The sequence below is a fragment of the Pseudomonas sp. S2_E02 genome (genome assembly GCF_054668355.1).
The window spans coordinates 3923313-3941089 of record NZ_CP162761.1 but is presented as its reverse complement, the minus strand read 5'-3'; the positions used below and the strand labels follow the sequence as shown (position 1 = coordinate 3941089).

Annotated in this window: 14 protein-coding genes and 1 pseudogene; 7 read left to right on the top strand and 8 right to left on the bottom strand. The window is 60.2% G+C overall.

The genetic code is table 11. The features are described 5' to 3' along the window. Positions 1 to 50: 50 nt before the first annotated feature. Both AB4O01_RS17735 and AB4O01_RS17730 read right to left on the bottom strand, forming a co-directional pair. On the bottom strand, positions 51 to 758 hold the full coding sequence (locus AB4O01_RS17735) for a 3'-5' exonuclease (protein WP_186619960.1): 708 nt from the start codon (positions 756 to 758) through the stop codon (positions 51 to 53). Continuing rightward, on the bottom strand, positions 755 to 2689 hold the full coding sequence (locus tag AB4O01_RS17730; RefSeq protein ID WP_460089121.1) for a DUF294 nucleotidyltransferase-like domain-containing protein: 1935 nt from the start codon (positions 2687 to 2689) through the stop codon (positions 755 to 757). The genes AB4O01_RS17735 and AB4O01_RS17730 overlap by 4 nt, the downstream gene beginning before the upstream one ends. Before the next feature lie 259 nt (positions 2690 to 2948). On the opposite strand from AB4O01_RS17730, the gene AB4O01_RS17725 reads away from it, so the two are divergent. Beyond that, complete coding sequence (locus AB4O01_RS17725) at positions 2949 to 3395, top strand: response regulator (protein ID WP_034155034.1); 447 nt, start codon at positions 2949 to 2951, stop codon at positions 3393 to 3395. A 332-nt stretch (positions 3396 to 3727) separates the two neighbouring features. Here AB4O01_RS17725 and AB4O01_RS17720 read toward each other — a convergent pair whose 3' ends face one another. Beyond that, a complete protein-coding gene (locus AB4O01_RS17720; protein WP_460089120.1) occupies positions 3728 to 5905 on the bottom strand; it encodes a malate synthase G in 2178 nt (725 codons plus the stop codon). Positions 5906 to 6408: 503 nt separating this feature from the next. On the opposite strand from AB4O01_RS17720, the gene AB4O01_RS17715 reads away from it, so the two are divergent. Next, positions 6409 to 6927: a glycine cleavage system transcriptional repressor gene (locus tag AB4O01_RS17715; protein WP_093429935.1), complete on the top strand. Its 519-nt coding sequence runs from the start codon at positions 6409 to 6411 to the stop codon at positions 6925 to 6927. A 223-nt stretch (positions 6928 to 7150) separates the two neighbouring features. On the opposite strand, the gene rarD is transcribed toward AB4O01_RS17715, so the two are convergent. The 5 genes from rarD to AB4O01_RS17690 all read right to left on the bottom strand — a co-directional run bounded on the left by rarD (position 7151) and on the right by AB4O01_RS17690 (position 13043). Then, the gene (gene rarD, locus AB4O01_RS17710; RefSeq protein WP_093429936.1) at positions 7151 to 8038 is read right to left on the bottom strand and encodes an EamA family transporter RarD; all 888 of its coding nucleotides are present in this window, start codon (positions 8036 to 8038) and stop codon (positions 7151 to 7153) included. Between the two features lie 205 nt (positions 8039 to 8243). Beyond that, the gene (locus AB4O01_RS17705; protein WP_460089119.1) at positions 8244 to 9218 is read right to left on the bottom strand and encodes a serine/threonine protein kinase; all 975 of its coding nucleotides are present in this window, start codon (positions 9216 to 9218) and stop codon (positions 8244 to 8246) included. Between the two features lie 166 nt (positions 9219 to 9384). After that, on the bottom strand, positions 9385 to 11286 hold the full coding sequence (locus tag AB4O01_RS17700) for a PhoX family protein (protein WP_099757352.1): 1902 nt from the start codon (positions 11284 to 11286) through the stop codon (positions 9385 to 9387). 70 nt (positions 11287 to 11356) lie between these two features. Next, positions 11357 to 12121: a TOBE domain-containing protein gene (locus AB4O01_RS17695; protein WP_220557083.1), complete on the bottom strand. Its 765-nt coding sequence runs from the start codon at positions 12119 to 12121 to the stop codon at positions 11357 to 11359. 187 nt (positions 12122 to 12308) lie between these two features. Further along, positions 12309 to 13043, bottom strand: a complete 735-nt coding sequence (locus tag AB4O01_RS17690; protein ID WP_460089118.1) for a double zinc ribbon domain-containing protein — start codon at positions 13041 to 13043, stop codon at positions 12309 to 12311. A 91-nt stretch (positions 13044 to 13134) separates the two neighbouring features. Between AB4O01_RS17690 and bioB the strand changes: the two are divergent. The 5 genes and pseudogenes from bioB to bioD all read left to right on the top strand — a co-directional run bounded on the left by bioB (position 13135) and on the right by bioD (position 17734). Beyond that, a pseudogene (bioB, locus tag AB4O01_RS17685) lies at positions 13135 to 14191 on the top strand (biotin synthase BioB). A gap of 161 nt (positions 14192 to 14352) precedes the next feature. After that, on the top strand, positions 14353 to 15531 hold the full coding sequence (gene bioF, locus AB4O01_RS17680) for an 8-amino-7-oxononanoate synthase (protein WP_460089117.1): 1179 nt from the start codon (positions 14353 to 14355) through the stop codon (positions 15529 to 15531). After that, positions 15524 to 16255, top strand: coding sequence for an alpha/beta fold hydrolase (locus AB4O01_RS17675; RefSeq protein WP_460089116.1), 732 nt, complete (start codon positions 15524 to 15526; stop codon positions 16253 to 16255). The genes bioF and AB4O01_RS17675 overlap by 8 nt, the downstream gene beginning before the upstream one ends. After that, a complete protein-coding gene (bioC, locus tag AB4O01_RS17670) occupies positions 16248 to 17057 on the top strand; it encodes a malonyl-ACP O-methyltransferase BioC (protein WP_460089115.1) in 810 nt (269 codons plus the stop codon). Before AB4O01_RS17675 ends, bioC begins: the two co-directional genes overlap by 8 nt. Then, complete coding sequence (bioD, locus tag AB4O01_RS17665) at positions 17054 to 17734, top strand: dethiobiotin synthase (RefSeq protein ID WP_460089114.1); 681 nt, start codon at positions 17054 to 17056, stop codon at positions 17732 to 17734. The genes bioC and bioD overlap by 4 nt, the downstream gene beginning before the upstream one ends. Positions 17735 to 17777: the final 43 nt, after the last annotated feature.

Sequence of the window (17777 nt, the reverse complement as noted above, 5' to 3'; positions counted from 1 at the left end):
TCTGGGAGAGGGCTAGGGTGAGGGCGATGGATCTTGGACTTGACTCAATTTCAGAACGAAGGCGCCTGCTGCCGCCGCTTCCACTGACTCAGCCGCTGCTGCAAATTCAACGGACTATGAATCTGCTGCCCCCGCGCCCGGCTGAACAGAATCAACGCCAGTTCCGCCGTCGCCAGCGCATCGGCACTCGCGTTATGCCGCTCGAACACCTCAAGCTTGAACCACTCAATCCACTCATCCAGCCCGGCCTCACGAATGTTCGCTTGCGGGCACACTAGCGGTGCAATGTCGGCGACATCCAGGAACACCTGCTGCAACTTGTGCCCCAGATGTTCCTTCAGCGCACGCCCGAGCATGTGCTGATCAAACGGCGCATGAAACGCCAGCACCGGGCTGTCGCCGATAAATTCCATGAGTTCCAGCAACGCCTCGACCGGCTCACTGCCCGCCGCAATCGCATTCGGCCCCAACCCGTGAATCAACACGCTGGGACTGAGCTTCAGCTCGCGACATTGCAGCGTGCGTTCGAACTGCTGACTGAAATCGATCGCGCCGTCCTCGATCACCACCGCGCCAATCGACAACACACGGTCCTTGTTCAGATTCAGCCCGGTGGTCTCCAGATCCAGCACTACCCAGCGTTGTTCGCGTAACGTGCATTCGCGCAGCTCGGTGATCGCTGGCAGCTTCGCCAGACGCTGTTGCCACTCCACCGGCAATACCGGGCTGGCCGGACGCAGCCACGAGAACAGGCTCATAGCTGATACCGCAACATCAGGCTGCTCTGCAGACGCTGGGCCTGGCGCAGGGATTCACGCAGGATGCGCCGGTCGAGGTGATTGAGGCTGTCCGGGTCGACGCGGTTGGAATAGGGCAGGTTCTCCCGCGTCTGCAGTTGATGCTGTTGCATGCGCGTTTGCTGAATGAAGTGATAGGCCTCTTCATACGCCGCGCCATCCAGTCGCTCGATGACTTCTTTCTCGACCAACTGACGGAAGCGCTCAAGGGTATTGTTGGCGTCGATACCGTTGGCCAGCGCGAGCAAGCGTGCGCCATCCACGAACGGCGTCAGCCCCTGCACCTTGAGGTCCAGCGTGGCTTTTTCGCCATTCTTGCGCGCTAGCACAAACTCGCGGAAACGCCCCACCGGCGGACGGTTGCGCAGGGCGTTCTCGGCCATCATGCGCTGGAACAAACGGTTGTCACCGACCTGATCGAGAATGCCGCGGCGCAATTGTTCGCAGCCTTTTTCATCGCCCCAGACCACGCGCAGATCGAAGTAAATACTCGAACCGAGCAGATTCTCCGGCGTCGCTTCACGAATGAACGCCGCAAAGCGCCGCGCCCATTCTGCTCGTGACAGACACAGCTCGGGATTGCCGGCCATGATGTTGCCCTTGCACAGAGTGAAACCGCACTGCGCCAGACTCTGGTTGATCTGCTGGGCAATCGGCAGCAGCTTGCCGCGAATCTCCGCTGCATGCGCAGCATCGCGGGCGTCGAACAGAATGCCGTTGTCCTGATCGGTGTGCAGCGTCTGCTCGCGACGGCCTTCGCTGCCGAAGCACAACCAACTGAATGGCACGCCGGGGTCGCCTTTTTCCGCGAGGGTCAGCTCGATCACGCGGCACACGGTGTGATCGTTTAGCAAGGTGATGATGTGGGTGATCTGCGTCGAGGATGCGCCGTGGGCGAGCATGCGTTCGACCAGTTGGCCGATCTCGCCGCGCAGGCTCACCAGTTGTTCGACGCGCTGGGCGCTGCGAATCGTCCGGGCCAGGTGCACCAGGTCGACCCGTTGCAGGGAAAACAGATCGCGCTCGGAGACCACGCCACACAAACGCTGATCCTTGACCAGACAGACGTGGGCGATGTGCCGTTCGGTCATGGCAATCGCCGCATCGAACGCACTGTGATCCGGCGAAAGATAAAAGGGCGAAGGCGTCATGTGGCGCTCGATGGCCTCGCTGAAATCACCGACGCCCGCAGCCACGACATGACGCAGATCGCGCAGGGTGAAAATGCCCAGTGGCGCCTTGTGTGCATCTACCGCAACGATGCTGCCGACCTGCTGCTCGTGCATCAGCTTCACCGCTTCACGCAATGGCGTGTCGGGGCTGCAGGTCACCGGGTGACGCATCGCCAGTTCGCCCAGTCGGGTGTTCAGCGAATACTGGGTGCCAAGGGTTTCCACGGCTTTCTGCTGCACTTGCTGATTGACTTGATCGAGCAGACTGCTTACCCCGCGCAAGGCGAAATCGCGAAAGGCGTTGGAGAGGGCGAACAGCTTGATGAACGCCAGTTTGTTCAGTTGCAGGCAGAAGGTGTCTTCGCCGGCCAAGTGTTCGGTGCGGGTTGCGCGTTCGCCGAGCAGCGCGGCCAGCGGAAAGCATTCGCCGGTGGTGATTTCAAACGTGGTCTCGGTGCCGGGCTTGGTGATGTGCTGACGTTCGCCGACCACCCGACCTTGCTTGACGATATAGAAGTGTTCAACCGGGCCGTCGGCAGGTTTGATGATGCTCTCGCCCTGGCCGTAGAAACGCAGCTGGCATTGTTCCACCAGATAAGCCAGGTGGGCGTGTTCCATCTGATTGAAGGGCGGGAAGCGCTGGAGGAATTGCAGGGTGCCCTGAATGTTCTGCAATACCGCGGTTTTCCCTGCCTGGGTGAAGGCGTCCGCTTTACTCATAACCATTACCGCAGTCTTTTTCGAATTGTTGTTGTCGGATCGTTCTGACCATGGTCGACCCCTGCGGGCGGGGTGCCCATTGGACGTAAGTCTAGGTTTGAGCTGCCGTTGGGCACATTTGGGAAGTGCCCTACAAAAACAGTCGGAAATTCGCCCGCCAGCCTCTTGGAAAAAAATCCGACGAAGTGCACATTGAAGCTCTGCTTAGCGATGTCTGACGACTGTGCCAGGTGATTGATTTGAAAACGTAGAGAACGCCATGTCCGACCACGATATTTTGAGCGACGCCGAGCGTGAAGCGCTCAGCGCTGTAATGCTCGAACCCGATTTGCCGCCGCAGCGTGTACTGATCGTCGATGACGACAAGGACGCCCGGGAGCTGTTGTCGGAGATTCTCGCGTTGGATGGCATTCGTTGCATGACCGCTGCCAGTGGTGAGACGGCGCTGAAGATGCTCGAAGAAAAACCGTCGATCGGGCTGGTGATTACCGATCTGCGCATGGGCCATGTCGGTGGCCTTGAGCTGATTCGCCAGGTGCGCGAATCGGTGCGGGCGGCGCTGCCGATCATCATCGTGTCCGGCGATGCCGATGTGAAAGATGCGATTGCGGCGATGCATCTGAGCGTGGTGGATTTTTTGCTCAAGCCGATTGATACGGGCAAGTTGTTGGCGTTGGTGAAACATGAATTGGGTATCGAGCCTTAGAAGCCCCTCACCCTAGCCCTCTCCCAGGGGGAGAGGGGACTGACCGAGGTGAATATTCGAGGTGCACCGACCTGAAATTCCTCAGTCGAACTCAGGTTTTGAAAAGCAAAAAGATCGGCTCCCTTCTCCCTCAACCTTTGGCAATTCCTGATCCGAGCTCAGATTTTGAAAAGCACAAAGATCGGCCCCCTTTCCCCCTCTACCCCTTGGGGGAGAGGGCTGGGGTGAGGGGGATGGATCTCAAGCCCACCACAAAAATCCAATCCACAGCACAAACAAAAAAGCCCTGATCTTTCGATCAGGGCTTTTTCATGTCCGGCATTCAGCGCAAGTTACAGGCCGTTGGCCTTCTTGAACTCGCGACGACGACGGTGCAGCACCGGCTCGGTGTAACCGTTCGGCTGTTTGGTGCCTTCGATCACCAGTTCGACCGCCGCCTGGAAGGCGATGTTGCTGTCGAAGTTCGGTGCCAGCGGACGGTACAGCGGGTCGTTGGCGTTCTGACGATCCACTACCGGCGCCATGCGCTTGAGGCTTTCCATCACTTGCGCTTCGGTGACGACACCGTGGCGCAGCCAGTTGGCGATGTGCTGGCTGGAGATACGCAGCGTGGCACGGTCTTCCATCAGGCCGACGTCATTGATGTCCGGCACTTTCGAGCAACCCACGCCCTGGTCGATCCAGCGCACCACATAACCAAGAATGCCCTGGGCATTGTTGTCCAGTTCGTTCTTGATCTGCTCTGGCGTCCAGTTCGGATTGACCGCCAGCGGGATGGTCAGGATGTCGTCTACCGAGGCGCGAGCACGTTTGGCCAGTTCGGCCTGACGGGCGAACACGTCGACCTTGTGGTAGTGCAGCGCATGCAGCGCAGCAGCAGTCGGCGACGGCACCCAAGCGGTGTTGGCACCGGCCAGAGGGTGCGCGATTTTCTGCTCAAGCATCGCGGCCATCAGGTCGGGCATCGCCCACATGCCTTTACCGATTTGCGCGCGACCTTGCAGGCCGGTGCTCAGACCGATATCGACGTTCCAGTTTTCGTAAGCGCCGATCCACTTCTCAGCCTTCATGTCGGCCTTGCGTACCACCGGGCCGGCTTCCATGGAGGTGTGGATTTCGTCGCCGGTGCGGTCGAGGAAACCAGTGTTGATGAACACCACGCGCTCGCTGGCCGCCTTGATGCAGGCCTTGAGGTTGACCGTGGTGCGGCGTTCCTCGTCCATGATCCCGACTTTCAGGGTATTGCGCGTAAGGCCCAACACGTCTTCGATGCGACCGAACAGCTCGTTGGTGAACGCTGCTTCTTCCGGGCCGTGCATCTTCGGTTTAACGATGTAGACCGAACCGGTGCGGGTGTTGCGGCGCGAAGTGTTGCCGTTGAGGTTGTGCATCGCCGCCAGGCAAGTGACCAAACCGTCGAGGATGCCTTCCGGAACTTCGTTGCCGTCTTTGTCGAGGATCGCGTCGATGGTCATCAAGTGGCCAACGTTGCGCACGAACAGCAGTGAACGACCGTGCAACGTCACTTCACCGCCATTTGGCGCGGTGTAGGTGCGATCCGGGTTCATGGTGCGGGTGAAGGTCTGACCGCCCTTGGAAACGGATTCCGACAGATCGCCCTTCATCAGGCCGAGCCAGTTACGGTAGATCACCACTTTGTCGTCGGCATCGACGGCAGCCACGGAGTCTTCGCAGTCCATGATGGTGGTCAGGGCCGCTTCCATCAGGATGTCTTTGACGCCGGCCGGGTCGGTCTGGCCAACCGGGGTGCTGGCGTCGACCTGGATTTCGAAGTGCAGACCGTTGTGTTTCAGCAGAATGGCGATTGGCGCGTTGGCGTCGCCCTGGAAACCGATCAGTTGTGCATCGTCGCGCAGGCCGGTGTTGCTGCCGCCCTTGAGGGTGACCAGCAGTTTGCCGTCAGCGATTTTGTAGGCGGTCGAATCGACGTGGGAGCCAGCAGCCAATGGTGCGGCTTCGTCGAGGAAGGCACGGGCGAAGGCGATGACTTTGTCGCCCCGCACCTTGTTGTAGCCTTTGCCTTTTTCCGCGCCACCGTCTTCGCTGATCGCGTCGGTGCCGTAGAGGGCGTCATACAGCGAACCCCAGCGGGCGTTCGAGGCATTGAGAGCGAAGCGGGCGTTCATCACCGGCACCACGAGTTGCGGGCCGGCGGTACGGGCGATTTCATCATCGACATTTTGCGTCGTTGCCTGGAAATCAGCCGCTTCTGGCAGCAGATAACCGATTTCTTGCAGGAAGGCTTTATAGGCCACGGCGTCGTGCGCCTGACCGTTGCGTTCCTGGTGCCAGGCATCAATGCGAGCCTGGAAGTCATCGCGTTTGGCGAGTAGGGCTTTGTTCTTCGGCGCCAGGTCATGAATGACCTTGTCGGCACCTTCCCAGAATTTTTCGGCGGTGAGGCCGGTACCGGGAATGGCTTCGTTGTTCACGAAGTCGAACAGGACTTTGGCGACCTGCAGGCCACCGACTTGAACGTGTTCAGTCATTGCTTGCCTCACTCTGCTCAGCTATTTCGCTTTTCAGCTCTTCAATTTGACAATGAAGCCTCAGGCCATTTAAACCACAAACCTGCCGACCAGTACATGCCATTTCTGGCGGCTGGGCTGGGACCAATCAACGGCTTGGGGCCTTGCTGACGGGGCTTTCAGGGTTGCGAACAGGCTTTGGGCAGACATCGATTCAGCGTTATGTAGTGCGCGCTGCGGCATACTACATGATGAGTTGCGCTTGTGAAAATCAGACTAATTACGTCGTTCTGCGACCTCATGTCGCATTGCGGTCACATCGCGGAACGGGATGTTCTCAAAAAACAGATGGATTGTTCCAGCTAAATATAAAAAGTTGTACACATAAATAGTAATTGGCTGCTATGGCACCGGTTTGTGTGGGAGCGAGCCTGCTCGCGAAAGCGTCGGTCGCCTCAACGCAAAATCGACCCTTGCCTATACTTCCCCTTCTATAACAAAAGTCATGACAAGAGGGCGACGCCATGGACCATCTCGTACTCACCGTTTTTGCCCCGGACAAGCCCGGACAGGTCGAGCGCATCGCCCAATGCATTGCTGAACACGGCGGTAACTGGCTGGAAAGCCGCATGTCGCGGATGGCCGGGCAGTTCGCCGGGATTCTTCGTGTGGGGGTGCCGGCAGAGGCTTACGACGAATTAGTCGATGCCTTACAAGCATTGTCGACGCATGGCATTCGCGTATTGATTGCCGAGAGTGGCATCGAGCAATCCTGCACGTGGAAGCCGATTGCCATGGAGTTGGTGGGCAATGACCGGCCCGGCATTGTTCGCGACATCACCCGGCTGTTGAGCGAGCAGGGCGTCAACCTTGAGCGGCTGGTGACTGAAGTGCGTCCGGCACCGATGAGCAGCGAACCGCTGTTCCACGCCGAAGCGATTCTCGCGGTACCGCTGACACTTTCGCTGGATGTATTGCAGTCACGGCTGGAAACCCTGGCCGATGATCTGATGGTCGAACTGGTGTTACGCACAGACAGTTAAGCGCTGACCGGGTTATCCAGTTTTAACGTGCACCTGCCTGTGGATAACCTGTAGAGACCGGGCGCAGCGCCAAGCCGGCCGGGGCTTGCGCGGAACTGATCAAAAAACCGCCAACATTCAGTGACTTGCACACAAACGGCGGGGATCACGCTGTGGATAACCTTGGGAAGGAACGATGCAGGCCACGAGAACCATGGCCTGTGAGGGTTTGTACGTTTTTTGATCAGCTGCGCCGGCGTAAACTGATCACCGCGTCGACGCTGTAAACGGCCAGGCCGGCCCAGATGAAGATAAACGCCACCAATGTGCTGGACGATAGATGCTCACCGAACAGCAGCACGGCTTGCAGCAGCACCAAAGTCGGCGCCAGGTATTGCAGGAAGCCGATGGTGGTGTAGGGCAAGTGACGCGTGGCAGCGTTGAAACACACCAGCGGCACCAATGTCACCGGGCCGGCCGCTACCAGCCACCAGGCTTGCGAGGTGGTCCAGAACTCCGGTTGGGCGCTGGTCGCGGTCTGATTGAACAGCAACCAGGCAATTGCGATCGGTACCAGCATCCAGGTTTCCACCACCAGCCCCGGTAACGCCTTGACCGGCGCCTGTTTGCGGATCAGACCGTAGAAGCCGAACGTCAACGCCAGCACCAGCGATACCCACGGCAGACTGCCGACCTGCCACACCTGCTGCGCCACACCAACCGCCGCCAGGCCGACCGCGAGCCACTGCATCCGGCGCAAGCGTTCGCCGAGAATCAACATGCCCAACAGCACGTTTACCAACGGGTTGATGTAGTAACCGAGGCTCGCTTCCAGCATGCGCCCGTTATTCACCGACCACACGTAGGTCAGCCAGTTGGCCGCGATCAACGTGCCGCTCAAGGCCAGAATCGCCAAACGTTTAGGGTTGTCGAGCAGTTCGCGCAACCAGCCCGGATGTTTCCACACCATCAGCAACAACGCACCAAACAGCGCCGACCACAACACTCGATGGATGATGATTTCAACGGCCGGCACTTCGGCGATGGCTTTGAAGTAGATCGGGAACAGGCCCCAGATGATGTAGGCGCTCAGGCCCAGAATGTACCCGCGACGCGGGTTGGCGGCTTGCATGCAGAATCCTTGCTTAGGCAGCTAACAAAGGAGGGATTGTAAGGAGATTTGTCTACGAATGCCGTAGCGCAATGGTCGGGAAATTGTGAACACCGGACAATTGTGGGAGTGAGCCTGCTCGCGAAGGCGTCGTTTCAGTCGACATCACTGTTGAATGTCAGTCCGTATTCGCGAGCAGGCTCGCTCCCACAAGGATATTGGTGGATCAGAAGAGTTTCAGTGGCTCTTCATTCAGCGCGGACAGTTGCTCACGCAACGCCAGCACCTGATCACCCCAATAACGCTCGGTGCCAAACCACGGAAAGCTGTGCGGGAACGCCGGGTCATCCCAGCGCCGCGCCAGCCAGGCGCTGTAGTGCATCAGGCGCAAGGCGCGCAGCGGTTCGATCAGCGCCAGTTCGCGCGGATCGAAGTCGTGAAACTCGTTATAGCCGTCCATCAATTCCGACAGTTGTCCGAGGCATTCCTGACGATCACCGGCGAGCATCATCCAGATGTCCTGCACCGCCGAGCCCATGCGGCAGTCGTCGAGGTCGACGATGTGGAACATCTCGTCGCGGCACATCATGTTGCCGGGGTGGCAGTCGCCGTGCATGCGGATGTTCTGGTGCGGCGTGTTGGCGTAGGCATCTTCCACGCGTTTGAGCAGGTCGCGGGCGACAGACTCGTATGCTGGCAGCAGGCTTTTCGGAATGAAGTTGCCTTCGAGCAAGGTGCTCAGCGAAGCGTGGCCGAAGTTCTGCACGGCGAGGGCTTCACGGTGCTCGAACGGCTTGGTCGCGCCGACCGCGTGGATGCGCCCGAGCAACTGGCCGAGGCGATACAACTGATCAAGGTTGCCCGGCTCCGGCGCACGACCGCCGCGACGCGGGAACAGAGTGAAGCGAAAACCGGCATGTTCGTGCAGGGTTTCGCCGTTGTGGATCAGCGGCGCCACCACGGGGATTTCGACGTCGGCCAGTTCGAAGGTGAACTTGTGTTCTTCGAGAATGGCTTCGTTGGTCCAGCGCTGCGGGCGATAGAACTTGGCGATCAGCGGCTCGGAGTCTTCGATGCCGACCTGATAGACGCGGTTTTCGTAGCTGTTGAGCGCCAGAATGCGCGCATCACTGAGAAAGCCGATGCTTTCAACGGCATCGAGCACGAGGTCGGGGGTAAGGGTTTCAAACGGGTGGGCCATGCTGACTCCTGCGCGCAGCAGGCTGCCGCGTCCGGCCCAGCATGGTAGCGCAGATGGCAGCGGGGGAGTTGGTTGGTGTCTGTGCTGACACCATCGCTGGCAAGCCAGCTCCCACATTTGGAATGCGATCCCTTGTGGGAGCGAGCCTGCTCGCGAAAGCGGTGTATCAGGCGCCGACGATCCCGCCATCCTCACGCGTAATCGCCATCACCGAAGACCGCGGCTTGCCATTCGGCAGATGCTCGGGGAAGGTCGACCCGCCGTTCTCACCCGGATGCTGAATCCCGACAAACAACGTCTTCTGATCCGGCGAGAAGCTGATTCCCGTCACCTCACAACCAATCGGCCCGACCATGAACCGGCGAATTTCACCGGTCTTCGGATCGGCGCAGAGCATCTGGTTATTGCCCATCCCGGCAAAATCCCCGGCATTGCTCGAGTCACCATCGGTGAGAATCCACAAACGCCCAGCCTTGTCGAAACCCAAACCATCCGGGCTGTTGAACATGTTCTGCGGGGTGATGTTCTTCGAGCCACCCTTCGGCGTCCCGGCATGTACGCCCGGGTTGCCAGCGACCACAAACAGATCCCAGGCAAACGTCTTCGAGGCGTGATCCTCACGGTCGGTGCGCCAGCGCAGAATCTGCCCGTAGACGTTTTTCTCGCGCGGGTTCGGCCCGCCCACCGGCTGCCCGTCTTCGCCGCGCTTGGCGTTGTTGGTCAGGGTGCAATAGACCTGACCGTCCTTCGGACTGACGACGATCCACTCCGGACGGTCCATGCGCGTCGCGCCAACCACGCTGGCGGCGAGGCGCGCGTGGATCAGCACTTCGGCCTGATCGGCGAAACCGCTGCTGGCGTCGATGCCGTTTTTGCCGTGGGTCAGTTCGATCCACTGGCCCTGGCCTTTCGGGTGGTCGGGGTTGCTGTCGCCATTATCGAACTTGGCCACGTACAGGGTGCCGTGATCGAGAATGTCGCGGTTGGCCTTGGCGTTGCGATGGTTGATGCGGTCGCGGCTGACGAATTTATAGATGAACTCGCCACGCTCGTCGTCGCCCATGTACACCACGGCGCGACCGTCGTCGGTCTCGGCCAGTGCGGCGTTTTCATGCTTGAAGCGGCCCAGCGCTGTGCGCTTGACCGGGGTCGATTGCGGATCGAACGGATCGATCTCGACCACCCAGCCGTGTCGGTTGAGTTCGTTGGGGTTTTTCGCCATGTCGAAGCGCGGGTCGTACGGGTGCCAGTTGATCTCGCGGCTGGCGACCGAGACACCGTAACGCTTCTGCGCCGGGTCGAACTGTTGCTGGGCATTGCTGCTGCCGAAACAGTCGGTGAAGTTTTCTTCGCAGGTCAGGTAAGTGCCCCATGGGGTTTTACCGTTGGCGCAGTTCTGGAAGGTGCCGAGGACTTTCTTGCCGTGTTTGTCGGCCGCCGTTTTCATCAAGTCGTGACCGGCAGCCGGGCCGCTGATGCGCAGCGGTGAGTTGCCGTGAATGCGGCGGTTGTAGCGCGAACCCTGAACGAACTGCCATTGACCGTTCTTGCGTTGCACTTCAATCACCGAGACGCCTTCGCAGGCCAGCGCCTTGCGCACGTCTTCGGCCGATTGCGGCATGCCGCCGTGCGGATAGAGGTAGCGGTAGTTGGTGTATTCGTTGTTGATCGCCATCAGCGCGCGATTGCGGTCGTCGGGGAAGGCGAACAGGCTCATGCCGTCGTTGTTGTCGCCGAATTGCACTTCCTGTGCGGCAGCGGTGCCGTTGCCACTCGGGTCGAAGGCCGGGCCGTTCTTTTGCAGGGGCTGGCCCCAACTGATCAGCACCGAAGACTTGTAGCCTTTGGGCAGTGTGATGACGTCGGTGGTTGCCGCCGGAATACTCTCGAAACCGAGCAGACGGCTGTTGCCGGCACTGACGCCAGTGGCCAGCGCGCTGCGGCTCAACAGGCTGCCGCCGAGGAACATCGCCGCGCCGCACAGCGCGCCGGCGCCGATGAAACCGCGACGGCTGAGGCCGACCATTTTTTCCAGGTCAGTGGATTGGTTTTCTTCTAATAGGCTCACATCAGGCTCCCTGCTTGGTTTTGGCAGCCACCTTAATGAGCGTCGATGACGCTTTCGTTGCAGCGCCTGATTACAGCGGCGTGCCGAGCAGCACATTGGACGGCGAAAACTGCACCTGCACTGGTTGTGCGACGCCCAGCCCGCGAGTGCGCAGGTCCAGCGGTTCCGCCAGGGCACAGAGGGTATGGCCGTTGGGCAGGGCAATGCGCACTTCACTCGGGCCATCCTCGGCGTCGAGGATCGCTTCGATGGTGCCGTTGAGAAGATTGTGACCAAACGTTGCAGGCTGCTCATTGCTGAGCAATTCCAGCCAGCCGGCCTTGATCAGGGCCACCACTTCGGTGCCGGCTTGCAGCTCCAGGTGCACGGTGCTGTCGTGGGTGATCTGCGCGTCGAGGCACAGGCCTTCGGCCAGTTCGAGGCGGATCAGGTCATTGCGGCCCTGCGCTTCGATCGCCACGACCTTGCCGTGCAACTGATTGCGCGCGCTGGTTCTGAGCATCAAACGACCGAGCAGATCCAGATCACTGGCGTCTTCCGCTGCCTCCAGCACCTGGGCCTGCAAGGCCTGCAGTTTTTGGTACAGGCGCAAAACGCGCTCGCCTTCGCTGGAGAGTTTCGCACCGCCGCCACCCTTACCACCGACGGCGCGCTCGACCAGCGGTTTCTGCGCGAGGTTGTTCAGCTCATCGATGGCGTCCCATGCCGCTTTGTAGCTCAGGCCAGCACTTTTCGCCGCGCGGGTGATCGAGCCCTGTTCGGCGATATGTTGCAGCAGGGCGATGCGCTGCGGACGGCGGACGATGTGCTGGGAGAGCAGGGAAGGCATGGACATGAATGGGTGCTTTTTTGCTGTGGCGGTGGAGGAGGAAGTTGGCCGCTCGCAACGCGAGAGTCAAGCTTGACGCAGAACCCTGTGGGAGCGAGCTTGCTCGCGAAAGCGGCTTGTCAGTCAACATTGATTTTGAATGTGCTGGCCCCTTCGCGAGCAAGCTCGCTCCCACATGAACATTGCGTTGGCTTCAGTTTCCGGGTTTTGGCGTGCGGGCCAGGCAATAGACATCAACCCGCGCAGCGCCTGCGTTCATCAGCAACCGGGCGAGAGCCTGTGCGGTCGCGCCAGTGGTCAATACGTCGTCAACCAGCGCGAGATGTCGGTCTTTTATGCGCGCATCCGGCATGAGGCTGAAGGCATTGCGCAGATTATGTTTACGCGCCTTGGCGTCGAGATCCTGCTGGGCACCGGTATCCTTGATTCGCCGCAGAACCCGTTCTTCGCACGGCAGATCCAGTGACTGACTCAACCACCGCGCCAGCATCGCAGCCTGGTTGAACCCGCGTTGACGCAGACGTTTGTTCGCCAGCGGCACCGGCAACAACACATCAGGCCTCGGCAACCCCTCATCGAAGCGATGTTGCAGGTATTGCCCGAGAACGTCGGCGAGCAGGTGACCAAACGGCCATTTTGCGTTGTGTTTAAAACGCGTAATCAAACTGTCGACCGGGAAGCCGTAGCGCCACGGCACCACCACCTGTTCGAACGCCGGCGGCTCTAGCAGGCACTCGCCACAGGTAAGGCCGGCGGCGAAGAGTGGCAAGGCGCAGGTCTGGCAGTGGTCGCCGAGCCAGGGCAAATCCGTTTCGCAGGCCGCGCAGATTGGCATTTCTGCTTCTGCCGGCTCATCGCAAAGTAAGCAGGTCTGTGTATTATTTAAACAGATGTAAACCTGTCCTTCGTATCGTGGTTGACAGCGCATGACTCTTCCTTAAATATGCCGAACATCCGTGTCGCGCCTGTGGGTATTCCGTTCCCGCAGCCGCCAGCCAAGCATAACCAAGGAACTACCCATGAGCGCGAGCACCACCGCCACCCTGCGTCACGACTGGTCTCTGGCCGAAGTCAAAGCACTCTTCGTACAGCCATTCAACGACTTGCTGTTCCAGGCGCAAACGGTGCACCGCGCACATTTCAACGCCAACCGCGTTCAGGTGTCGACACTGCTGTCGATCAAGACCGGCGCCTGCCCGGAAGACTGCAAGTACTGCCCGCAGTCCGGTCACTACAACACCGGCCTGGAAAAAGAAAAGCTGATGGAAGTGCAGAAGGTCCTCGAAGAGGCTGCACGCGCCAAGGCTATCGGTTCGACACGTTTCTGCATGGGCGCGGCGTGGAAACATCCGTCGGCGAAAGACATGCCGTACGTGCTGAAAATGGTCGAAGGCGTGAAGGCCATGGGCCTGGAAACCTGCATGACTCTTGGCCGTCTCGACCAGGATCAGACCGAAGCACTGGCCAAGGCCGGGCTCGATTACTACAACCACAACCTCGACACGTCGCCGGAGTTCTACGGCAGCATCATCACCACCCGTACTTACAGCGAACGTCTGCAAACGCTGGCCTATGTGCGTGAATCGGGGATGAAGATCTGCTCCGGCGGCATTCTCGGCATGGGCGAGTCGCTGGATGACCGCGCCAATCTGCTGATCCAGTTGGGCCAACCTGCCGGAGCATCCGGAATCGGTGCCGATCAACATGTTGGTGAAAGTTGCCGGCACGCCGCTGGAAAATGCTGAAGACGTCGACCCGTTCGACTTCATCCGCATGCTCGCCGTGGCGCGCATTCTCATGCCGCAATCCCACGTGCGCCTGTCCGCCGGCCGCGAAGCGATGAATGAGCAGATGCAGGCCCTGGCTTTCTTTGCCGGCGCCAACTCGATTTTCTACGGCGACAAACTGCTGACCACCGCCAACCCGCAGGCGGACAAGGACATGCAGTTGTTCGCGCGTCTGGGCATTCAGCCGGAAGCACGTGAAGAACATTCCGATGAGGTTCACCAGGCCGCAATCGAACAGGCGCTGGTGGAGCAGAAGAGCAGCGAGCAGTTCTACAACGCCGCAGTGTAAAAAGCTGCGCGGATTCCTCTGAAGGAATGCAAAACCCCTGTGGGAGCGAGCTTGCTCGCGAAAGCGGTGCCTCAGTCGACATTGATGTTGGATGTGAAGGCCTATTCGCGAGCAGGCTCGCTCCCACAAGGGATCTGTGTCACTTGAAAGTCGAGGCCTGCATGTCTTTCGATCTCGCCGCACGCCTTGCTGCCCGTCGTGCCGAAAATCTCTATCGCCAGCGACCGCTGCTTGAGTCCCCGCAGGGGCCTGAAGTGGTGGTCGACGGCAAACCATTGCTCGCGTTCTGCAACAACGATTACCTGGGCTTGGCCAATCATCCGCAAGTGATCGAAGCCTGGCGCGCCGGTGCTGAACGCTGGGGCGTCGGTGGCGGTGCCTCGCATCTGGTGATTGGCCACAGCGGCCCGCACCACGCTCTGGAAGAAGCGCTGGCCGATCTCACCGGTCGACCGCGTGCATTGCTCTTTACCACCGGCTACATGGCTAATATCGGCGCGGTCACGGCGCTGGTCGGGCAGGGCGATACGGTGCTGGAAGATCGCCTCAATCACGCTTCGCTGCTGGACGCGGGTCTGTTGTCCGGCGCGCGTTTCAATCGTTATCTGCACAACGACGCGGTGAGCCTGGCCAAGCGTCTTGAGAAAGCCAGCGGCAATACGCTAGTAGTCACCGACGGTGTGTTCAGCATGGACGGCGACCTCGCTGACCTGCCGGCATTGGCTCGTGAAGCCAAGGCCAAAGGCGCGTGGTTGATGGTCGATGACGCTCATGGGTTCGGGCCGCTCGGTGCGAGCGGCGGCGGCATCGTCGAGCATTTCGGTTTGAGCCAGGAAGATGTGCCGGTACTGGTTGGCACCCTCGGTAAAGCGTTCGGCACGGCAGGGGCATTTGTTGCTGGCAATGAAGAGTTGATCGAAAGCCTGATCCAGTTCGCCCGTCCCTACATCTACACCACCAGCCAACCGCCGGCGCTGGCCTGCGCGACCCTGAAAAGTCTGGAGCTGCTGCGCACTGAACACTGGCGCCGTGAGCATCTGCAGACCTTGATCCGCCAGTTCCGCCAGGGCGCCGAGCAGATCGGCCTGGAGTTGATGGACAGCTTCACGCCGATCCAGCCGATCATGATCGGCGATGCCGGTCGTGCGGTGCGGTTCTCGCAAATGTTGCGCGAGCGCGGGCTGATGGTTACCGCCATCCGCCCTCCGACCGTGCCCGCCGGCAGCGCGCGCTTGCGCGTGACCCTGACCGCCGCCCACAGCGAGGCGCAGGTGCAGCTATTGTTAGAGGGGCTGGCCGATTGCTTTGCCCAACTGTCGTCGGAGCCAAGCCATGCGTAATCGCCTGATTCTGTTGCCCGGCTGGGGCCTCGGTGTGTCGCCGATGGAGCCTCTGGCCGCCGCTTTGCAAGGGCTCGACGAGCATCTGAAAGTGGAAATCGAGCCGCTGCCGGAGCTGGATTCCAGTGACCTGCAAGACTGGCTCGATGAACTCGATGAACGCATTCCACAAGACGTCTGGCTCGGTGGCTGGTCGCTGGGCGGCATGCTCGCGACCGAACTGGCGGCGCGCCGTGGCGAGCGTTGCTGCGGATTGCTGACGCTGGCGAGCAATCCTTCCTTCGTTGCCCATGAACAGTGGCCGACCGCGATGCCGGGCGAGACCTTCGATGCATTTCTCGCCGGTTGCCAGGCCGATCCCCGGCTGACCCTCAAACGCTTTTCGCTGCTCTGTGCTCAAGGTGCACAAGATGCGCGCGGCTTGTCGCGGTTGATGCTCGGCGGCGCACCGCACACGGCGCCGTCGGCGTTGATGGCGGGCCTGGAATTGCTCGCGCAACTGGACACCCGCGAAGCACTGCAAGCATTTCGCGGCCCGCAATTTCATCTGTTCGCCGGACAGGACGCTCTCGTTCCGGCGGAAGCGGCGGGGGCGTTGTTCGTCCTGTTGCCGGATATCGAAATCGGTCTGATCGAACAGGCCAGCCATGCCTTTCTTCTGGAAGACCCCCACGGACTGGCGGGCGCTATCCAGGCTTTTCTACATGAGTGCGGTGATGACTGATTTGTCTCTTGTGCTGCCCGGCGGCTTGCCTGACAAACGTCAGGTCGCGGCCTCTTTTTCCCGCGCTGCGGCCAGTTACGACAGCGTCGCCGAGTTGCAACGTGATGTTGGTACACAATTGCTTCAACGCTTGCCGGCGGATTTTTCACCGTCGCGCTGGCTGGATCTGGGCTGTGGCACCGGTTATTTCACCCGGGCACTGGCCGCGCATTTTGCCGAGGGCCATGGTCTGGCGCTGGACATTGCCGAGGGCATGCTCGATCACGCGCGGCCGTTGGGCGGCGCTGATTACTTCATTGCTGGCGATGCGGAGCGTCTGCCGTTGCAGGACTCGACTTGCGACTTGGTTTTTTCCAGCCTGGCGGTGCAATGGTGCGCGGATTTCGATGCGGTGCTCAGCGAAGCCTTTCGCGTACTGAAACCGGGTGGGATTTTTGCGTTTGCTAGTCTTTGTGTAGGGACGTTGTTCGAGTTGCGCGACAGCTGGCGGCAGGTCGACGGGATGGTGCACGTCAACCGCTTCCGCGAGTTCACCCGTTATGAGCAACTGTGTACGGCCAGTGGCTTGCGTACGTTGAGCCTGGATAATCAGCCTCACGTGCTGCATTACCCCGATGTGCGCAGCCTGACCCATGAATTGAAGGCCTTGGGTGCGCACAATCTGAATCCCGGACGGCCCGGTGGTTTGACCGGACGGGCGCGGATTCTCGGGCTGGTGGAAGCTTACGAGCAATTCCGTGAAGCGTCGGGATTGCCGGCGACTTATCAGGTGGTCTACGCCGTGTTGGAGAAACCCGTATGAGCGCAGCCTATTTCATCACCGGAACGGACACTGATGTCGGCAAGACCACCGTGGCTGCCGGGTTGCTGCATGCGGCGCGATCAGCAGGCTTGAGTACCGCGGCGGGCAAACCGGTGGCCTCAGGGTGCGAAGTCACGCCGAAGGGGCTGCGCAATTCCGATGCGTTGGCGCTGTTGGCCGAATGTTCGCTGCCGCTGACATATCAACAGGTCAATCCCGTGGCGTTCGAGCCTGCGATCGCTCCACACCTGGCAGCGCGTGAGGCCGGAGTAGCGTTGACCGTGCAATCGTTGCTGGCGCCGATGCGCGAGATTCTGGCGATGAACGCCGATTTCACCTTGATCGAGGGCGCGGGTGGCTGGCGGGTGCCGTTGGCGGATCAGGACAATCTGTCGGATCTGGCGATTGCGTTGAAGCTGCCGGTGATTCTGGTGGTGGGTGTGCGGCTGGGGTGCATCAGTCATGCCTTGCTGACGGCCGAGGCGATTGCCCGTGATGGGCTGCAATTGGCCGGGTGGGTGGCGAATATCATCGATCCGAAGACTTCGCGGCTTGAGGAGAACCTCGCCACATTGGCCGAGCGAATTCCGGCGCCATGCCTTGGGCGCGTGCCGAAACTCAAGAGCTTGAGTGCCGAAGCGTTAGCGGATCATTTGCAACTGGATCTGCTCGACTAAGCTTTTCTCTATGGGCAGGCACTGTGCCATTAGTGTTTTTGAC